Below are 13,174 nucleotides of genomic sequence, written 5' to 3'. Positions count from 1 at the left end.
TCTGTGGCGGACGCGTCAGACGATCCAGCGCCAGATGCCCGCCGCCCAGCCAGCGAGCGGCATGTGCGCCCAGGTCGCGGCCAGCCACAACACGATGCCGCCGCCAAGCGCGTGACCGCCGAGCCTGCCGATCCGCACGCGTCCAGCCGTGACCGCGGCGAACGGCAGGTAGCTCGTCCGCCGCTCCCACTCGGGCCAGAAATCGGGCTGGAGCCGTGACTTCTTGCGGTCCTGCATATGTGCGCCGACCAATGCCAGGATGATGATCGCGCCGGCCAGCACGACGTTCGAAGGATCGGGATAGACGAGGATGTGCGCCGCGCCCCACAGCGCAAACGCCCACATCATCGGGTGGCGCGTGATCGCGTAAACGCCGCTCGGCTCGGGAACCGGTCTGGTCTTGGCCGTAGGATCAGGGAGCGCCGGGTTGCGGACCAGCGACCCCATGAACAAGACGCTCGCCACCAGCATGATGATCGTCGCGATTGCCCACAATCCGTCGCCGACCGGCCACAGCGGCGCCGCCGCCGGCGCGGCGCGGTACGCGACGACGAGCCAGCCGAGCGTCACCACCGCGACCAGGCTGTAGAGCCCAAGGAACCCGCCCTCGCCGATGCGCCGCACCAGCGGCGCGCGCAGCGGGTGCGACAGGAGGAAGTGCGTTCCCACGAACGCGACCGCGGCAAGTCCCACTTCCTCCATCCCGGCTCTCTCCTGATTTCCGTTCGTCGTTACTGGACCCCGTGCATCCAGCGCTTGATGAACGGCGACAGCGCCAGCAGCACCGCACCGATCACCGCCGCGGTCAGACCGATCGTCCAGAACACCTGATTGTAGGTGTCGAGGCTGACCTTCAGGTTGGTCACCTGCCCGCCGACCGTCTCGACCGAGGCGACTTGGGCCACGATGCCCGCGACGTACTGCGCGACCGAGATCGACAGGAACCAGACGCCCATCATCAACCCGACGATGCGCGCGATCGACAGCTTGGTGATCATGCTCAAGCCCACCGGCGAGATGCACAGTTCGGCGACCGAGTGGATCAGGTACAGCCCCGCCAGCCACCAGATCGCGACCTTGAAGTCTTGGCCGGCGAACTGTCCGCCCCAGACGAGGAACAGGAAGCCCAGCCCGACGCCGATCAGCGCGAGGCCGAACTTGACCGGGATCGTCGGCTCGATCCCGCGCGCGGCAAGCTTGGTCCACAGGATCGACATGACCGGCGCTAATGCGACGATGAAGAACGCGTTGAAGAACTGCGTCTGCGGCGCGGTGATCGCGAACCCGCCGGCGATCGTCAGGTCGGTGTTGCGATCGGCGAACAGCGTCAGGCTCGACCCCGCCTGCTCGAACAAGGTCCAGAATACGACGTTGAACACGATCAGGATCATCGCCGCCAGCATCATCTGAAACTCGGCCTTGCTGCCCTTTGCATAGGACCAGATCAGGATGCCCGGCACGCTGACCAGGAAAGTGCCGAACAGCAGCTTACCCATCAGCGACAAGGACGCGATATAGCCGAGGATACCCGAACCGGGTTCCGGCGCGGTCGAGTTCATCAGGTTGACGAACAGGAAATAGAACACCGGCACGGCCAGGATCGCGCCGGCGAAGATCGCGAGCGTGCGGTCAGGGCCGGCACGCACCGGCGCCTCGCCGATGCCGTTCAGCTTGCCGCCGTTGAACTGGATCAACGCCCAGGAAATCAGCATGCCGAATGCGGCGAGGCCGAACCCTGCCCACCAGCCGACCTTGTCGGCGAGCAGCGGACAGAGCAGCTGCGAGCCGAGCGAGCCGAGATTGATCCCCATGTAGAAGATCGTGAACCCCGCGTCGCGGCGTCGGTCGCCGCCCGCATAGAGCTCACCCACCATGGTCGAGATGTTGGGCTTGAAGAAGCCGTTGCCGACCGAGATGAGACTGAGCGCCAGGAGCAGCACCGCGGTCAGCAGCGCGCTACGCTCACCGCCGGTCTCGAACCCGCCCTTGGCGACGGTCTGCGCGACCGACTTGTCGGGATTGAGCAGCGAGACCGACCCGTCCTCGTTGCCCTTGATCTCCAGCCGTCCCTGCGGCGTCACGAGATAGCGCACCTCGGCCGCGGCGCTGGTCGGCGCATCGCGGAAGCCGTCGACCTGCACCTCGTAGCGCTGTCCGTCGATGGTGGCATACGGCCTGGCCGTCTCACCGCCGAAGCATAGCGTGAAATAGCCGATCGCCATCATGATCGCGCCGAACTTCACCGACCGCTTCGAGCCGAGATACTGGTCGGCCAGATACCCGCCGACCAGCGGGGTCAGGTACACCAGTGCAGTGAAGCCGCCGTAGAGCCCAGTCGCCTCACGGTCGCCGAATACGAAATGCTTGGTGAGGTACAGCGTCAGGAGCGCGCGCATCCCGTAGTAACCGAACCGCTCCCACATTTCGGTGGTGAACAGCCGCGCGAGCTGTCGCGGATGGCCGAACCAGGTTTCCTCGGCGGCCGGATTGGTGTGGGTGATGTCGGGCTCGCCGCGATTGTCGGCCGTCGGAGTGTCCACCATTGTTCGAAATACGCTCCCTGAACTCGGTCCGCGCTTACGCCCAGGCGGCGCGCGCGATGGTTGCATGGGAGACTAGCGGCAAAGCCCGTGCTGTAAATACGCGTTAACACTTCCTAGATGCACGCCCATGTTCAACGATCGCTCCTCGCTTCTCGCGCATCTGTCCACCCGCCGTTCGGGCAAGCCGCGCGATCTGGTCGCGCCCGGGCCTGATCATGCCGAATTGGTGCGGATGATCGCGCTCGCCGCGCGCACCCCCGACCATGGCAAGCTCGCACCGTGGCGCTTCGTGATCGTGGGCGACGATCAGCGCGAGCGGCTGGCGACGTTGCTGGTCGAGGCGTACCGCGCCGAGAAGCCGGAGGCGCGGCAGGCGGAGCTCGACAACATGGTGCAGTTCGCGAACCAGGCACCCGCGCTGGTGGTCGCGCTGTCGTCACCGCGTACCGACAACAAGATACCGTTGTGGGAACAGGAGCTGTCGGCGGGCGCGGCGTGCATGAACCTGCTCCACGCGGTGCACGCGCACGGCTATGCGGCGGGCTGGCTGACCGGCTGGCCGGCCTTCTCGAACACGGTGCGCGACGCCTTCGGTGCGCCGCACGAGCGGATCACCGGCTTCGTCTTCATCGGCACGCCTGCCCGCGCGCTGGACGAGCGGCCACGTCCCGCGATCGAACAGGTGTGGAGCGACTGGCAGGGTTGAGGCATGAGGGTGAGGCTCGACTCCGCTCCCATTTGCTGTATTAAAGCACCATGGCAGCATTGAGCAACGAGGACAGCCCGGTCTACATCCGGCTGCGCGCAACCATCGCCGCGGGGATCCTGCGCGGTGACTTCGCTGCGGGTGACCAGCTTCCCTCGGTACGTGCGCTGGCGGCCGAACACGGCGCCAACCCGCTGACGGTCGCGAAGGCATATCAGAGTTTCCAGGACGACGGCTATGTCGAGGTGCGTCGCGGCGTCGGCATGTTCGTGCTGACGGGCGCGGTGGAGCGCCTGCGCACGGCCGAGCGCGATACGTTCATCAAAACGCAGTGGCCGCGCATTCGCGGGCATATCGACCTGCTCGGGCTCGATCTCGCCGATCTGCTGGAACGTAGCGACGCCTGAGTGACGGGCAACCCGCGACCGGTTCATCCGTTATCGCGAACATGAGCCTGATCGTGTCCTTCCTGCTCGCCAGCGCCGCCGCCGCGCCCGCCGCCACCCCCGCCGAGGCCCGCGCGGTCGTCCAGCATTACTATGCGGCGATTGACCGCGGCGACTATCGCACTGCTTATCGTTCATGGTCGCGCGGCGGGCAGGCGAGCGGGCAGCGCTATCGGCAGTTCGCTCGAGGCTTCTCGAACACACGCCACACCAGCGTCGTCACCGGTACGCCGAGCGACCCCGAGGGGGCGGCGGGATCAAGCTACATCCGCGTGCCGGTCACCGTGCGCGCGACGCTGAAGAACGGCATCGCGCAGCGCTTCACCGGCAGCTACACGCTTCGCCGCGTCAACGACGTCGACGGTTCCACCACGGAGCAGCGGCAGTGGCACCTCGAAGACGCGTCGCTGCGCCGGCGATGAGGAACACGCTTCTCCTGTTGGTCATGGGCGCGCTTGCCGCGTGCAACCGGGCACCCGAGCCGCAGCCTGTGCCGACGCGCGTCATCGGAGCTCCGCGTCCCTCGCCGACGCCGGGTGCGACCATCGTCGCGGTCGATCTGTCACGCTACGTCGGCAAATACCCGTTCGACCTCGTTGCGGGCACGCGCTTCGTCGACGAGCCGACGGTGCGTACCGCCGTTGCACGTGTCGTTTCCGACGCCAGCGTGCGCGACACGGTGCTGAGCCGTGATGCCACCGCCAACCCGGTCGCCGAGTGGGACGGCAGCATCCTGTCCTGGGCGTGCGAGGCGCATAATTGCGGGCCACACAATTGGGCAATCGCGATCACGCCAGACGGTCGCGACGCAGCGGTATGCTATTACGATGCCGATGCGCATGTCTCGCGTTGGTACCCGGCCGGGTACCGCGCCACCACGCCCGACGGTTGCCCGTCGGGCGAGTAAGCATCAGAATGCGTCGGCGCTGAGCGCGTAGAGCTGCGTCGCGGGTGCACTCGCCGCCGCTTCCAGTCCCATCGCCTCCGGCACGACCTGATCGAGGTAGAAGGCAACGCTCGCCCGCTTGGTCACATCTGCTCCATCGGCACGCGCCTGCCGCTCCAGCAGCCAGCCGCAGGTCGCGACGGACAGCATGGTCAGGAACGGATAGCTCGCCGCCTGGCGGTCGTCGGTATCTGCTGTCTGCAACCGGCGCCCGACAGCCTCGCACGCGTCGACTAGCGCGGTCAGCCGCGGATGCTGCGCTTCCCCGCGGATATCGGCGATCAGGCTGGCGAAGGCGGCACCGTTCGACAGCGACAGCTTGCGCCCGACGAGGTCCGCGGCCTGGATGCCATTCGTCCCCTCGTAGATCGGGGTGATCCGCGCGTCGCGGAAGAACTGCGCCGCGCCCGTTTCCTCGACGAAGCCCATTCCGCCATGGACCTGCACGCCGATGCTCGCGATCTCGTTGCCCAGATCGGTCGCGTGCGCCTTGGCGAGCGGAGTGGTGATCTCCAGCCGATCCTTCGCCGCCGCGTCACCCAGCCCGGCGCGGTCGACCTGCCCGCAAGCGTAGTAAACCAACGCACGCGCCGCCATCGTCTGCGCCTTCATCCGCATCAGCATGCGACGCACGTCGGGATGCTCGATGATCGCCGACTGCGCACCCGCGCGCGCGCCCTGCACCCGCTCGCGCGCGTACTCGACCGCCTTCTGCGTCGCCGCCTCGGCCACCTGCACCCCTTGTAGCCCCACGTTGAGGCGCGCGTTGTTCATCATCGTGAACATGGCGCGCATCCCGCCGAACTCGGGGCCGATCAGCTCGCCCGTACAATCGTCGTGGTCACCGAACGACAATACGCAGGTCGGCGAGGCGTGCAGCCCCATCTTGTGCTCGATCGACACGACGCGCACGTCATTCTGCGTGCCGTCCGCGAGGACCTTCGGCACCAGGAACAACGAGATGCCGCGCGTGCCCGCAGGCGCATCGGGCGTGCGCGCAAGCACGAGGTGGACGATGTTGTCCGCCATGTCGTGGTCGCCGAACGAGATGTAGATCTTGGTGCCCTTGATCGCGAACGTGCCGTCACCCCGCGGGGTAGCGGTGGCACGCAGCGCCCCCACGTCGCTGCCCGCCTGCGGCTCGGTCAGGTTCATCGTGCCGGTCCATTCGCCGGTCGCGAGCTTGGGGAGGTACAGCGCCTGCTGCTCAGGCGAGCCGTGATGCTCGATCGCCTCGATCGCGCCGACCGTCAGCGTCGGGCATAGCGCGAAACCCATGTTGGCGCTGCCAAGCGTTTCCAGCACTGCCGCCTGTATGACGAACGGCAGCCCCTGTCCGCCGTGGCTTTCCGACACGCCGATCGTGCCCCAGCCACCCTCAACATAGGCCTGGTACGCCGCGCGGTAGCCATCGGGCATGACGACGCCGTCGGGGGTCCATTTCGCTCCCACCGTATCGCCGGCCCGGTTGAGCGGGGCCCATTCGCCCGCGGCGAACTGCGCCGCGCCCTCCAGCACTGCGTCGATCACGTCCGGGGTCGCGGCGGCAAAGCGTTCGGTATCGGCGAGCGCACCGATGCCGGCGACGGTGTCGAGAACGAAGCGCTGCTCGGCGACAGGGGCGGTGAAGGCCATTTCTCTCTCCTGATTGCACCCGCTATAGCGTGGCGCGATGGCGGCTCAACCACCCCTTCTTTACGCGTTCGGAAACCTCGCGATCGACCGGGCCGCCGCGATCATCCGCGCAGGCGGAATCGTCGCGGTGCCGACCGAGACGGTCTACGGCCTCGCCGCGGATGCGCGCAACGCGCAGGCGGTGGCGCAAATCTATGCGGCGAAGGGGCGGCCGAGCTTCAACCCCTTGATCGTCCATGTCGCCGATCTGGCCGCGGCCAAGGCGATCGCAGTGTTCGACGACGACGCGCTGGCGCTGGCAGAGCGGTTCTGGCCCGGGCCTTTGACGCTGGTGCTGCCGTTGCGTCCCGATGCGGGCATCGCCTCGCTGGTCACCGCCGGGCTGGATACGATCGCGCTGCGTGTGCCGGCGCACCGCGCGATGCAGGCGTTGATTGCCGCCTCGACGGCGCCACTCGCCGCACCGTCCGCGAACATGAGCAACGGCATCAGCCCGACGCGGGCCGAACACGTCGCCGCGAGCCTGGGCGCGCGCGTGCCGCTGATCATCGACGACGGCGCGACCATGGCGGGGGTGGAATCGACCATCGTCGCGGGCAGGACGATCCTGCGACCGGGGCCGGTCACCGCCGAGATGCTCGGCGACGTATTACCGGTCATGCCTGGCACGACCGCGCATGTCAGCGCGCCGGGACAGCTCGCGACGCACTACGCGCCCACCAAGCCGCTCCGGTTGAACGCACGTGAGGCTGGACCCGACGAGTGGCTGATCGGCTTCGGCGAGGTTGCGGGAAATGACACGTTATCGTTGGACGGCGATGTGGTCGAAGCCGCGGCGCGGCTGTTCGACGCGCTGCACCGCGCCGACGCATCGCCAACCGCGCGGATCGCGGTCGCAGCCGTAACGGAGACGGGCGTCGGCGTCGCGATCAACGACCGCTTACGCCGCGCCGCACACAACTAGCGGGGTAAACGGCGCCCGCACATCCACGCTGGCGCGCTCGCAAAAGTCATGCTGAAACCCGGCGCTTCGGTTGAGGCACCGGATCGCGTAGCCTCAGCGGACCGCGGGCGCCTGATTGGCGACGATCGCCGCCTTTTGCTCGGGGCTCATCGCATGCGTGTTGAGGTCGGCGGCATCGATCGCATCGGCGCGCTTCTCACCCGTCTTGCGCACCTGCTTGGCCTCATCCTTCAGGTCGTCGGCACGCTGCTCCAGCTGATCGGCGCGGTTGTCGGCGGCTTTCTTGACCTGATGCGCGAGCTTGTCATCACCCGAGCCACCACATGCCGCCAGCGGCGCGGCAAGGAGCAGAACGGCGGCGGCAAGACGAAACGTGGACATGAACTTTTCCCTGTAGATACGCGGCCGGTCATTCCGGCAGCGCATCAACACGGTCCGATCCGGTACGTTCCCTTGGTCGTCGCCCTCTGTGCTCAGCCCTGCGCCTCGGCCATGCTCTTCGTCCGCGCGGCGTAGCTCTTGCGCAGCTTCTGCAGCTTGGGCGGGATCACCGCCATGCAATAGGGATTGCTGCGCCCTTCCGTTTCCCAATAATCCTGATGGTACCCCTCAGCTGGATACCAGGTGTCATTCGCCTCGATCGTGGTGACGATCGGCTTCGATTGCTCGCCCTGCGCGCGCTGGATCGCCGCCTTCGCCTCGACGGCCTGCTCGTCTGACTGCGGGAAGATCGCCGAGCGGTACTGCGTGCCGACATCGTTGCCCTGACGGTTCAGCTGCGTCGGATCGTGCGTCGCGAAGAAGATGTCGAGCAGGTCGCCGTATTCGATCTTCGCCGGGTCAAAGCCGACCTTGATCGCCTCAGCATGGCCGGTGTCACCGCCGCACACCTGCTTGTAGGTCGGGTTGGGCGCGTGCCCGCCGATGTATCCGCTTTCGACGCTCTCAACGCCGATCACGTCCTTGAACACGGCCTCGGTGCACCAGAAGCATCCGCCGGCGAGGATGGCATATTCGGTCATGGATGAAGTCTCCTTTGAGAAGCATGTAGGAAGCCGCTACCGCGCTCGAAAGGGAGACTGGCATGACGCAGGCAGCGACGCTGGACGGCAAGGTGATGGTGACGGGCGGGGCTGGCTATATCGGCAGCCACGCGGTGCTGGCGCTGCTTGACGCAGGATACGAGGTGGTCGTGCTCGACAATCTCGTCACCGGGTTCGACTGGGCGGTCGATCCGCGCGCGACGCTGGTCGAGATGGCGGTAGAGGACCCCCGCGTCGCCGACGTACTCGCCGACCATGATGTGCGCGCGATCATGCATTTCGCCGGATCGGTAGTGGTGCCCGAATCGGTCAGCGATCCGCTTAAATATTACCGCAACAACACCGCGGCGACGCGCAGCCTGATCGAAAGCGCGGTGAAGGCGGGCGTGCCGCACTTCATCTTCTCCTCGACTGCCGCGACCTACGGCACGCCCGAGCGCGTGCCCGTCGCCGAAACCGATCCAACGGTGCCGATCAACCCATATGGCATGTCGAAGCTGATGAGCGAGGCGATGCTGCGCGATGTCGCGGCGGCACACCCGATCAACTACGCCGCGCTGCGCTACTTCAACGTCGCGGGCGCGGACAGTCAGGGACGCAGCGGACAATCGACCGTGGGGGCAACGCACCTGATCAAGATCGCGGTCGAGGCGGCGACCGGCAGGCGCGCCGCGGTTAGCGTGTTCGGCGAGGATTTCGCCACGCGTGACGGAACGGGGGTGCGCGACTACATCCACGTCAGCGACCTCGCCGAGGCGCATGTCGCGGCACTCGGCTGGCTCGTTGAGCACCCGGCGGAGAGCGTGACGCTCAACGCCGGCTATGGCCGCGGCTTCTCGGTGCTGGAGGTGCTCGACGCGGTAGATCGCGTCACCAACATGCGCGTCGAGCGGCGGATGGAGGGACGCCGCGCCGGCGACCCGGCCGAGCTGGTGGCGAACAATGAAGCGATCCTTGCCACGCTCGACTGGACGCCCACACGTGCCGACCTGGACGGGATCGTCCGCGATGCCTTGGCGTGGGAGCGCAAGCTCGCCGAGATGGGACGCTGAAGGTGCGGCTACGCTCACTGTTGTTCGTCCCCGGCGACCGGCCCGAGCGGATGGAGAAGGCGCTGTCGCTCGGTGCCGACGCGCTGATCCTCGACCTTGAGGATGCGGTCGCGGCGAGCGCCAAGGCAGCGGCGCGCCGCGCGGTGCGCGCGTTCGTCGACATGCGCAGTGCCGATGCGACGCTGTTCGTCCGCGTCAATCCGCTCGACGGCGACTTCATCGCCGACGATCTGGCGGCACTCGACGGCGCGGCGATGGCGGGCGTGGTGCTGCCCAAGGCGGAGGGGCGCGCCTCGATCGCCGAACTGCGCCGACGCCTGCCCGGCGATTATCTGATTCTGCCGATCGCGAGCGAGACGCCGCGCGCGGTCTTCACACTCGGCGACTACGACGGCGTCGATGAGCATGGGGGCCTCGCCGGGTTGACCTGGGGCGCGGAGGATTTGCCCGCGGCTATCGGCGCGTCGACCAGCCGCGAGTCGGATGGCAGCTACACCGACCCATACAAGATGGTGCGCGCGCTCACGCTGTTCGGTGCGCACGTCGCCGGAGTGCCCGCGATCGAAACGGTCTACCCCGACCTCCGCGACCTGGACGGCCTCGCCGCTTATGCTGCGCGCGGGAGGCGCGACGGCTTCACCGGCATGATGGCGATCCACCCGGCGCAGGTGCCGGTCATCAACGCTGCCTTCTCACCCAGCGATGCGGAGATCACGCACGCGCGCGCGGTCGTCGACCTGTTCGCGGCCAACCCCGGCGCTGGCGCGCTGCAACTGGACGGCAAGATGGTTGATGCGCCGCACCTGAAGGCGGCGCAGCGCCTGCTCGCGCTCGCCGGCGTCTAGCGCGACAGCAGCGGCCGCGTCCTCCGCGCGATCTGCCACCAGCCGATCGCCCACAGCGTGCCGTAGCTCCACCCGGCGAGTACGTCCGACGGCCAGTGCACGCCCAGGTAAACGCGACTGGTACCGATCGCGCCGACGAGGATGATCGCCAGCATCAACACCGTGCTGCGCGTCGCCCTCCCCGGCGTCACCTGCGTCACCAATGCGGCGAGCGTCAGATAGACGAGCGCCGAATTGGCGGCATGACCGCTCGGAAAGCTGTCACCCGATACTTGGATCAGCCGATCGGCGATCGGCGGGCGTGGCCGTTGGAAGACGAGCTTCAGCAGGTTGCTGCTCGCCGTTCCCGTGATTACCGCCGCCGCGACCATGCCGGCGGTCAACGCCAGCCGCTGCGCGACCAGCAGCGCCACCGCACCGATCGTGACGATCGTCAGCACCGTGCCGCCGCCGAGCGCGGTCACGTCCGCCATCGCATGGCGCAGCCACGCCGGACCCGACCCCCGCAGCGCATTGCTGATCGCGAGGTCGAACTCGAACGCGTGCCGGCTGAGCATGAAGCCGATCAGCAGCAACAGCGCAATCGCACCGGCGCACAGCCCCGCCGCACGAAGGACGGAAGGCAGATGCCAGCCACCCACCTCTTGCGCAGGCTCGGCCGCGGTCAGCGTGGGAGCAATCGAAGCTACATTGTTGGTCATCGCTCAGCCTTGTCAGCGCTCAATAGGTGTCGTCATCGGCCTCGTCGAACAGGTCCTTGAAGCGATGCGGCTGCGAACGGAGGTACTGGTTCGGCGCGCGCACCCGCCCGCCTAGCGCTGCCGCCGCATGCCAGGGCCAGCGCGGATCGTAGAGGATCGTGCGCGCAAGCGCGATCATGTCGGCGTCACCCGTCGCGACGATCGCCTCCGCCTGCTCGAAGTCAGTGATCAGCCCGACCGTGACGACGGGCATCGACACTGTCGCCTTCACTGCGCGCGCTAACGGCACCTGATAGTTCGGCCCGACCGGGATCTTCTGCGCCGGATCGAGCCCGCCGCTCGACACATGGATCGCGGCGCACTCACGCGCCTCCAGCGCCTTCGCAAAGGCGATCGTGCCATCCACGTCCCAGCCGCCGTCGACCCAGTCGGTGCCCGACACGCGCACCGTGACCGGTTTGTCGGCCGGGAATGCTGCGCGCACCGCGTCGAAGATTTCGAGCGGGTAGCGCATCCGGTTGTCCAGGCTGCCACCGTAATCGTCGTCGCGGGTGTTGGAGAGCGGCGACAGGAACTCGTGCAGCAGATAACCGTGCGCGGCGTGAATTTGCACTGCGTCGAGCCCGAGCCGCGCCGCACGCCGCGTCGCCTCGGCAAAGGCATCGCGGATTTCATCCATCCGCGCGCGCGTCAGCGCATGCGGCGCGGCCTCACCCTCGGCAAAGGGCAGCGCCGACGGCGCCTCGGTCTGCCAGCCGTTCGCGTCGGCCGCCGCGATCTGCTTGCCGCCGGTCCACGGCAGCTCGGTCGACGCCTTGCGCCCGGCATGCGCCAGCTGGATCGCGATCGGCATCTTCGAATAGGCACGGACGCCGTCCAGCACCCGCTTCATCGCCGCTTCGGTCGCATCGTTCCACAGGCCGACGTCGCCGTAAGTGATGCGCCCCTCCGGCACCACCGCCGTCGCCTCGATCGTCAGCACGCCCGCACCCGACAGCGCCAGATGACCGAGGTGGATCAGGTGCCAATCGGTCATGCAGCCATCGACGGCCGAATATTGGCACATCGGCGCGATGACGATGCGGTTGGCGAGTGACAGGCCGCCGACCTGCGTCGGGGTGAACAAGGTCGGGGTGGTCATAAGTCTACTTCTCTCGGTGAGCGGCCCCAACGCGCCGATGGCGGAAGGGATGCCGTCCTGCTCACGCTCGCGCCGGCTGCGGTGCGTCGAGCAACGTGCGGGTCAGCGCGTGATACGCCTCGCTGTCGGCGATCACCGCCGCCTCTGCCTCCAGCGTACGATAGGCGGCAAGCACCGCACGCCCGTCCGCCGTCAACCGAGCGCCGCGGTTCTGCCCGCCGCCCGCCGCCGCCTCGACCAGCCGATCGGAGAAACAACGGTTCATCTCGTCGACCAGCAACCAGGTGCGGCGGTAACTCATGCCAAGCGCGCGTCCGGCCGCCGAGATCGACCCCTCGCGATTGATCGCCTCCAGCAGGTCGGCCTTGCCCGGCCCCATCGCGAACCCGTCGCCGCAGACGAGCTGCAGCTTGAGCTTGAGCGCGCCCAATCTCACCCTCGCATCCTCACCATCGCGTACCTGGGCGTGTCCCTGCCATGGTTGCGGCATATCGCCTCGCGCCGCCGCGCGCTACGCTGACGCGCAGGGAGAGCGGATCAGGCACGAACGGCGCGGCGCAGACATGTTGGGCCATCGCTGGCGTGATCGCGCTCGCGGCCGTGGTCCTGCTCGCGATGGGACGCAGCGCGGTCTGCACCTGCGGGCGCATCGCTTTATGGCATGGTCAGGTGGCCTCGCCCGAGAACAGCCAGCAACTGCTCGATCCCTACAGCGCGACACACGTCGTGCACGGTTTGCTCTTCGACGCCACCGGCTGGTCGCTGTTGCGCCGCGTCGACGGGCGCACACGCCTGCTCGTGGCCGTCGTCATCGAAGCGGCATGGGAGGTGGCGGAGAACTCGCCCACCGTGATCGAGCGCTACCGCAGCGTCATCGCCGCACTCGGCTACACCGGCGACAGCGTGCTCAACTCCGGCGGCGACATTGCCTGCATGATCGCAGGCCTCCTGCTCGCACGTTCCCTGCCGGTGTGGACCGGCATCACGGTGGCGATCGCGCTTGAGCTGCTGCTGCTCGCCACGATCCACGACAATCTGACGCTCAACGTGCTGATGTTGCTCGCGCCCGATCCGCGCATCCTCGCATGGCAACAGGCGGGTGGCTGAGCGTGGTGGTTTGGCGTGCTTCACGTGTCGCTTACCAATGCACGG

At 67.5% G+C, this 13,174-nt stretch carries 16 protein-coding genes; 8 read left to right on the top strand and 8 right to left on the bottom strand.

Annotated elements, in window-relative coordinates; genetic code table 11:
- Nucleotides 1–15: 15 nt before the first annotated feature.
- Both SMN802W_RS0114490 and SMN802W_RS0114485 read right to left on the bottom strand, forming a co-directional pair.
- On the bottom strand, nucleotides 16–702 hold the full coding sequence (locus SMN802W_RS0114490; protein WP_026326162.1) for an NnrU family protein: 687 nt from the start codon (nucleotides 700–702) through the stop codon (nucleotides 16–18).
- A 29-nt stretch (nucleotides 703–731) separates the two neighbouring features.
- A complete protein-coding gene (locus tag SMN802W_RS0114485) occupies nucleotides 732–2,543 on the bottom strand; it encodes a peptide MFS transporter (RefSeq protein ID WP_019517640.1) in 1,812 nt (603 codons plus the stop codon).
- Nucleotides 2,544–2,670: 127 nt separating this feature from the next.
- On the opposite strand from SMN802W_RS0114485, the gene SMN802W_RS0114480 reads away from it, so the two are divergent.
- The 4 genes from SMN802W_RS0114480 to SMN802W_RS17270 are packed head-to-tail and all read left to right on the top strand — an operon-like array spanning nucleotide 2,671 to nucleotide 4,602.
- Nucleotides 2,671–3,249 (top strand): nitroreductase family protein, encoded by a 579-nt coding sequence (locus SMN802W_RS0114480; protein WP_019517639.1) that lies wholly within the window; start codon nucleotides 2,671–2,673, stop codon nucleotides 3,247–3,249.
- A gap of 50 nt (nucleotides 3,250–3,299) precedes the next feature.
- Complete coding sequence (locus tag SMN802W_RS0114475) at nucleotides 3,300–3,656, top strand: GntR family transcriptional regulator (protein WP_019517638.1); 357 nt, start codon at nucleotides 3,300–3,302, stop codon at nucleotides 3,654–3,656.
- Between the two features lie 41 nt (nucleotides 3,657–3,697).
- Nucleotides 3,698–4,117 carry a hypothetical protein gene (locus SMN802W_RS17275; protein WP_019517637.1) on the top strand — a complete coding sequence of 140 codons (420 nt, stop codon included), beginning with the start codon at nucleotides 3,698–3,700 and terminating at the stop codon, nucleotides 4,115–4,117.
- The gene (locus SMN802W_RS17270) at nucleotides 4,114–4,602 is read left to right on the top strand and encodes a hypothetical protein (RefSeq protein ID WP_156818913.1); all 489 of its coding nucleotides are present in this window, start codon (nucleotides 4,114–4,116) and stop codon (nucleotides 4,600–4,602) included. The genes SMN802W_RS17275 and SMN802W_RS17270 overlap by 4 nt, the downstream gene beginning before the upstream one ends.
- A 3-nt stretch (nucleotides 4,603–4,605) precedes the next feature.
- Here SMN802W_RS17270 and SMN802W_RS0114460 read toward each other — a convergent pair whose 3' ends face one another.
- Complete coding sequence (locus SMN802W_RS0114460) at nucleotides 4,606–6,276, bottom strand: acyl-CoA dehydrogenase (RefSeq protein WP_019517635.1); 1,671 nt, start codon at nucleotides 6,274–6,276, stop codon at nucleotides 4,606–4,608.
- 37 nt (nucleotides 6,277–6,313) lie between these two features.
- Here SMN802W_RS0114460 and SMN802W_RS0114455 point away from each other — a divergent pair, with 37 nt between their 5' ends.
- On the top strand, nucleotides 6,314–7,240 hold the full coding sequence (locus SMN802W_RS0114455; RefSeq protein WP_019517634.1) for an L-threonylcarbamoyladenylate synthase: 927 nt from the start codon (nucleotides 6,314–6,316) through the stop codon (nucleotides 7,238–7,240).
- A 93-nt stretch (nucleotides 7,241–7,333) separates the two neighbouring features.
- Here SMN802W_RS0114455 and SMN802W_RS0114450 read toward each other — a convergent pair whose 3' ends face one another.
- On the bottom strand, nucleotides 7,334–7,621 hold the full coding sequence (locus SMN802W_RS0114450; RefSeq protein WP_019517633.1) for a hypothetical protein: 288 nt from the start codon (nucleotides 7,619–7,621) through the stop codon (nucleotides 7,334–7,336).
- A gap of 92 nt (nucleotides 7,622–7,713) precedes the next feature.
- The gene (gene msrA / locus SMN802W_RS0114445) at nucleotides 7,714–8,262 is read right to left on the bottom strand and encodes a peptide-methionine (S)-S-oxide reductase MsrA (protein WP_019517632.1); all 549 of its coding nucleotides are present in this window, start codon (nucleotides 8,260–8,262) and stop codon (nucleotides 7,714–7,716) included.
- 62 nt (nucleotides 8,263–8,324) lie between these two features.
- On the opposite strand from msrA, the gene galE reads away from it, so the two are divergent.
- Together galE and SMN802W_RS0114435 are read left to right on the top strand one after the other, a co-directional pair.
- A complete protein-coding gene (gene galE, locus SMN802W_RS0114440; RefSeq protein ID WP_019517631.1) occupies nucleotides 8,325–9,335 on the top strand; it encodes a UDP-glucose 4-epimerase GalE in 1,011 nt (336 codons plus the stop codon).
- Nucleotides 9,336–9,337: 2 nt separating this feature from the next.
- A complete protein-coding gene (locus tag SMN802W_RS0114435) occupies nucleotides 9,338–10,180 on the top strand; it encodes an HpcH/HpaI aldolase/citrate lyase family protein (protein WP_026326161.1) in 843 nt (280 codons plus the stop codon).
- Here the strand turns inward: SMN802W_RS0114435 and SMN802W_RS17265 are convergent.
- From SMN802W_RS17265 to SMN802W_RS0114420, 3 genes are all read right to left on the bottom strand, one after another.
- A complete protein-coding gene (locus SMN802W_RS17265; protein ID WP_019517629.1) occupies nucleotides 10,177–10,881 on the bottom strand; it encodes a phosphatase PAP2 family protein in 705 nt (234 codons plus the stop codon). The two genes, SMN802W_RS0114435 and SMN802W_RS17265, sit on opposite strands and share 4 nt — an antisense overlap.
- 19 nt (nucleotides 10,882–10,900) lie before the next feature.
- Nucleotides 10,901–12,022 carry an NADH:flavin oxidoreductase/NADH oxidase gene (locus SMN802W_RS0114425; RefSeq protein WP_019517628.1) on the bottom strand — a complete coding sequence of 374 codons (1,122 nt, stop codon included), beginning with the start codon at nucleotides 12,020–12,022 and terminating at the stop codon, nucleotides 10,901–10,903.
- Between the two features lie 61 nt (nucleotides 12,023–12,083).
- Nucleotides 12,084–12,458 carry a winged helix-turn-helix domain-containing protein gene (locus SMN802W_RS0114420; protein WP_026326160.1) on the bottom strand — a complete coding sequence of 125 codons (375 nt, stop codon included), beginning with the start codon at nucleotides 12,456–12,458 and terminating at the stop codon, nucleotides 12,084–12,086.
- Nucleotides 12,459–12,499: 41 nt separating this feature from the next.
- Between SMN802W_RS0114420 and SMN802W_RS0114415 the strand changes: the two genes are divergently transcribed.
- Nucleotides 12,500–13,129, top strand: a complete 630-nt coding sequence (locus tag SMN802W_RS0114415) for a DUF2585 family protein (protein WP_019517626.1) — start codon at nucleotides 12,500–12,502, stop codon at nucleotides 13,127–13,129.
- Nucleotides 13,130–13,174: the final 45 nt, after the last annotated feature.

Origin of the sequence: Sphingomonas sp. Mn802worker (genome assembly GCF_000382485.1) — a bacterium.
Taxonomy (GTDB): domain Bacteria; phylum Pseudomonadota; class Alphaproteobacteria; order Sphingomonadales; family Sphingomonadaceae; genus Sphingomonas.
This window is presented reverse-complemented; position numbering and strand designations above follow the sequence as displayed.

Coding starts and splice junctions, on each gene's coding strand:
- SMN802W_RS0114490 (WP_026326162.1), bottom strand. CDS start 702: ATGGAGGAAGTGGGACTTGCCGCGGTCGCGTTCGTGGGAACGCACTTC.
- SMN802W_RS0114485 (WP_019517640.1), bottom strand. CDS start 2,543: ATGGTGGACACTCCGACGGCCGACAATCGCGGCGAGCCCGACATCACC.
- SMN802W_RS0114480 (WP_019517639.1), top strand. CDS start 2,671: ATGTTCAACGATCGCTCCTCGCTTCTCGCGCATCTGTCCACCCGCCGT.
- SMN802W_RS0114475 (WP_019517638.1), top strand. CDS start 3,300: ATGGCAGCATTGAGCAACGAGGACAGCCCGGTCTACATCCGGCTGCGC.
- SMN802W_RS17275 (WP_019517637.1), top strand. CDS start 3,698: ATGAGCCTGATCGTGTCCTTCCTGCTCGCCAGCGCCGCCGCCGCGCCC.
- SMN802W_RS17270 (WP_156818913.1), top strand. CDS start 4,114: ATGAGGAACACGCTTCTCCTGTTGGTCATGGGCGCGCTTGCCGCGTGC.
- SMN802W_RS0114460 (WP_019517635.1), bottom strand. CDS start 6,276: ATGGCCTTCACCGCCCCTGTCGCCGAGCAGCGCTTCGTTCTCGACACC.
- SMN802W_RS0114455 (WP_019517634.1), top strand. CDS start 6,314: ATGGCGGCTCAACCACCCCTTCTTTACGCGTTCGGAAACCTCGCGATC.
- SMN802W_RS0114450 (WP_019517633.1), bottom strand. CDS start 7,621: ATGTCCACGTTTCGTCTTGCCGCCGCCGTTCTGCTCCTTGCCGCGCCG.
- msrA (WP_019517632.1), bottom strand. CDS start 8,262: ATGACCGAATATGCCATCCTCGCCGGCGGATGCTTCTGGTGCACCGAG.
- galE (WP_019517631.1), top strand. CDS start 8,325: ATGACGCAGGCAGCGACGCTGGACGGCAAGGTGATGGTGACGGGCGGG.
- SMN802W_RS17265 (WP_019517629.1), bottom strand. CDS start 10,881: ATGACCAACAATGTAGCTTCGATTGCTCCCACGCTGACCGCGGCCGAG.
- SMN802W_RS0114425 (WP_019517628.1), bottom strand. CDS start 12,022: ATGACCACCCCGACCTTGTTCACCCCGACGCAGGTCGGCGGCCTGTCA.
- SMN802W_RS0114415 (WP_019517626.1), top strand. CDS start 12,500: ATGGTTGCGGCATATCGCCTCGCGCCGCCGCGCGCTACGCTGACGCGC.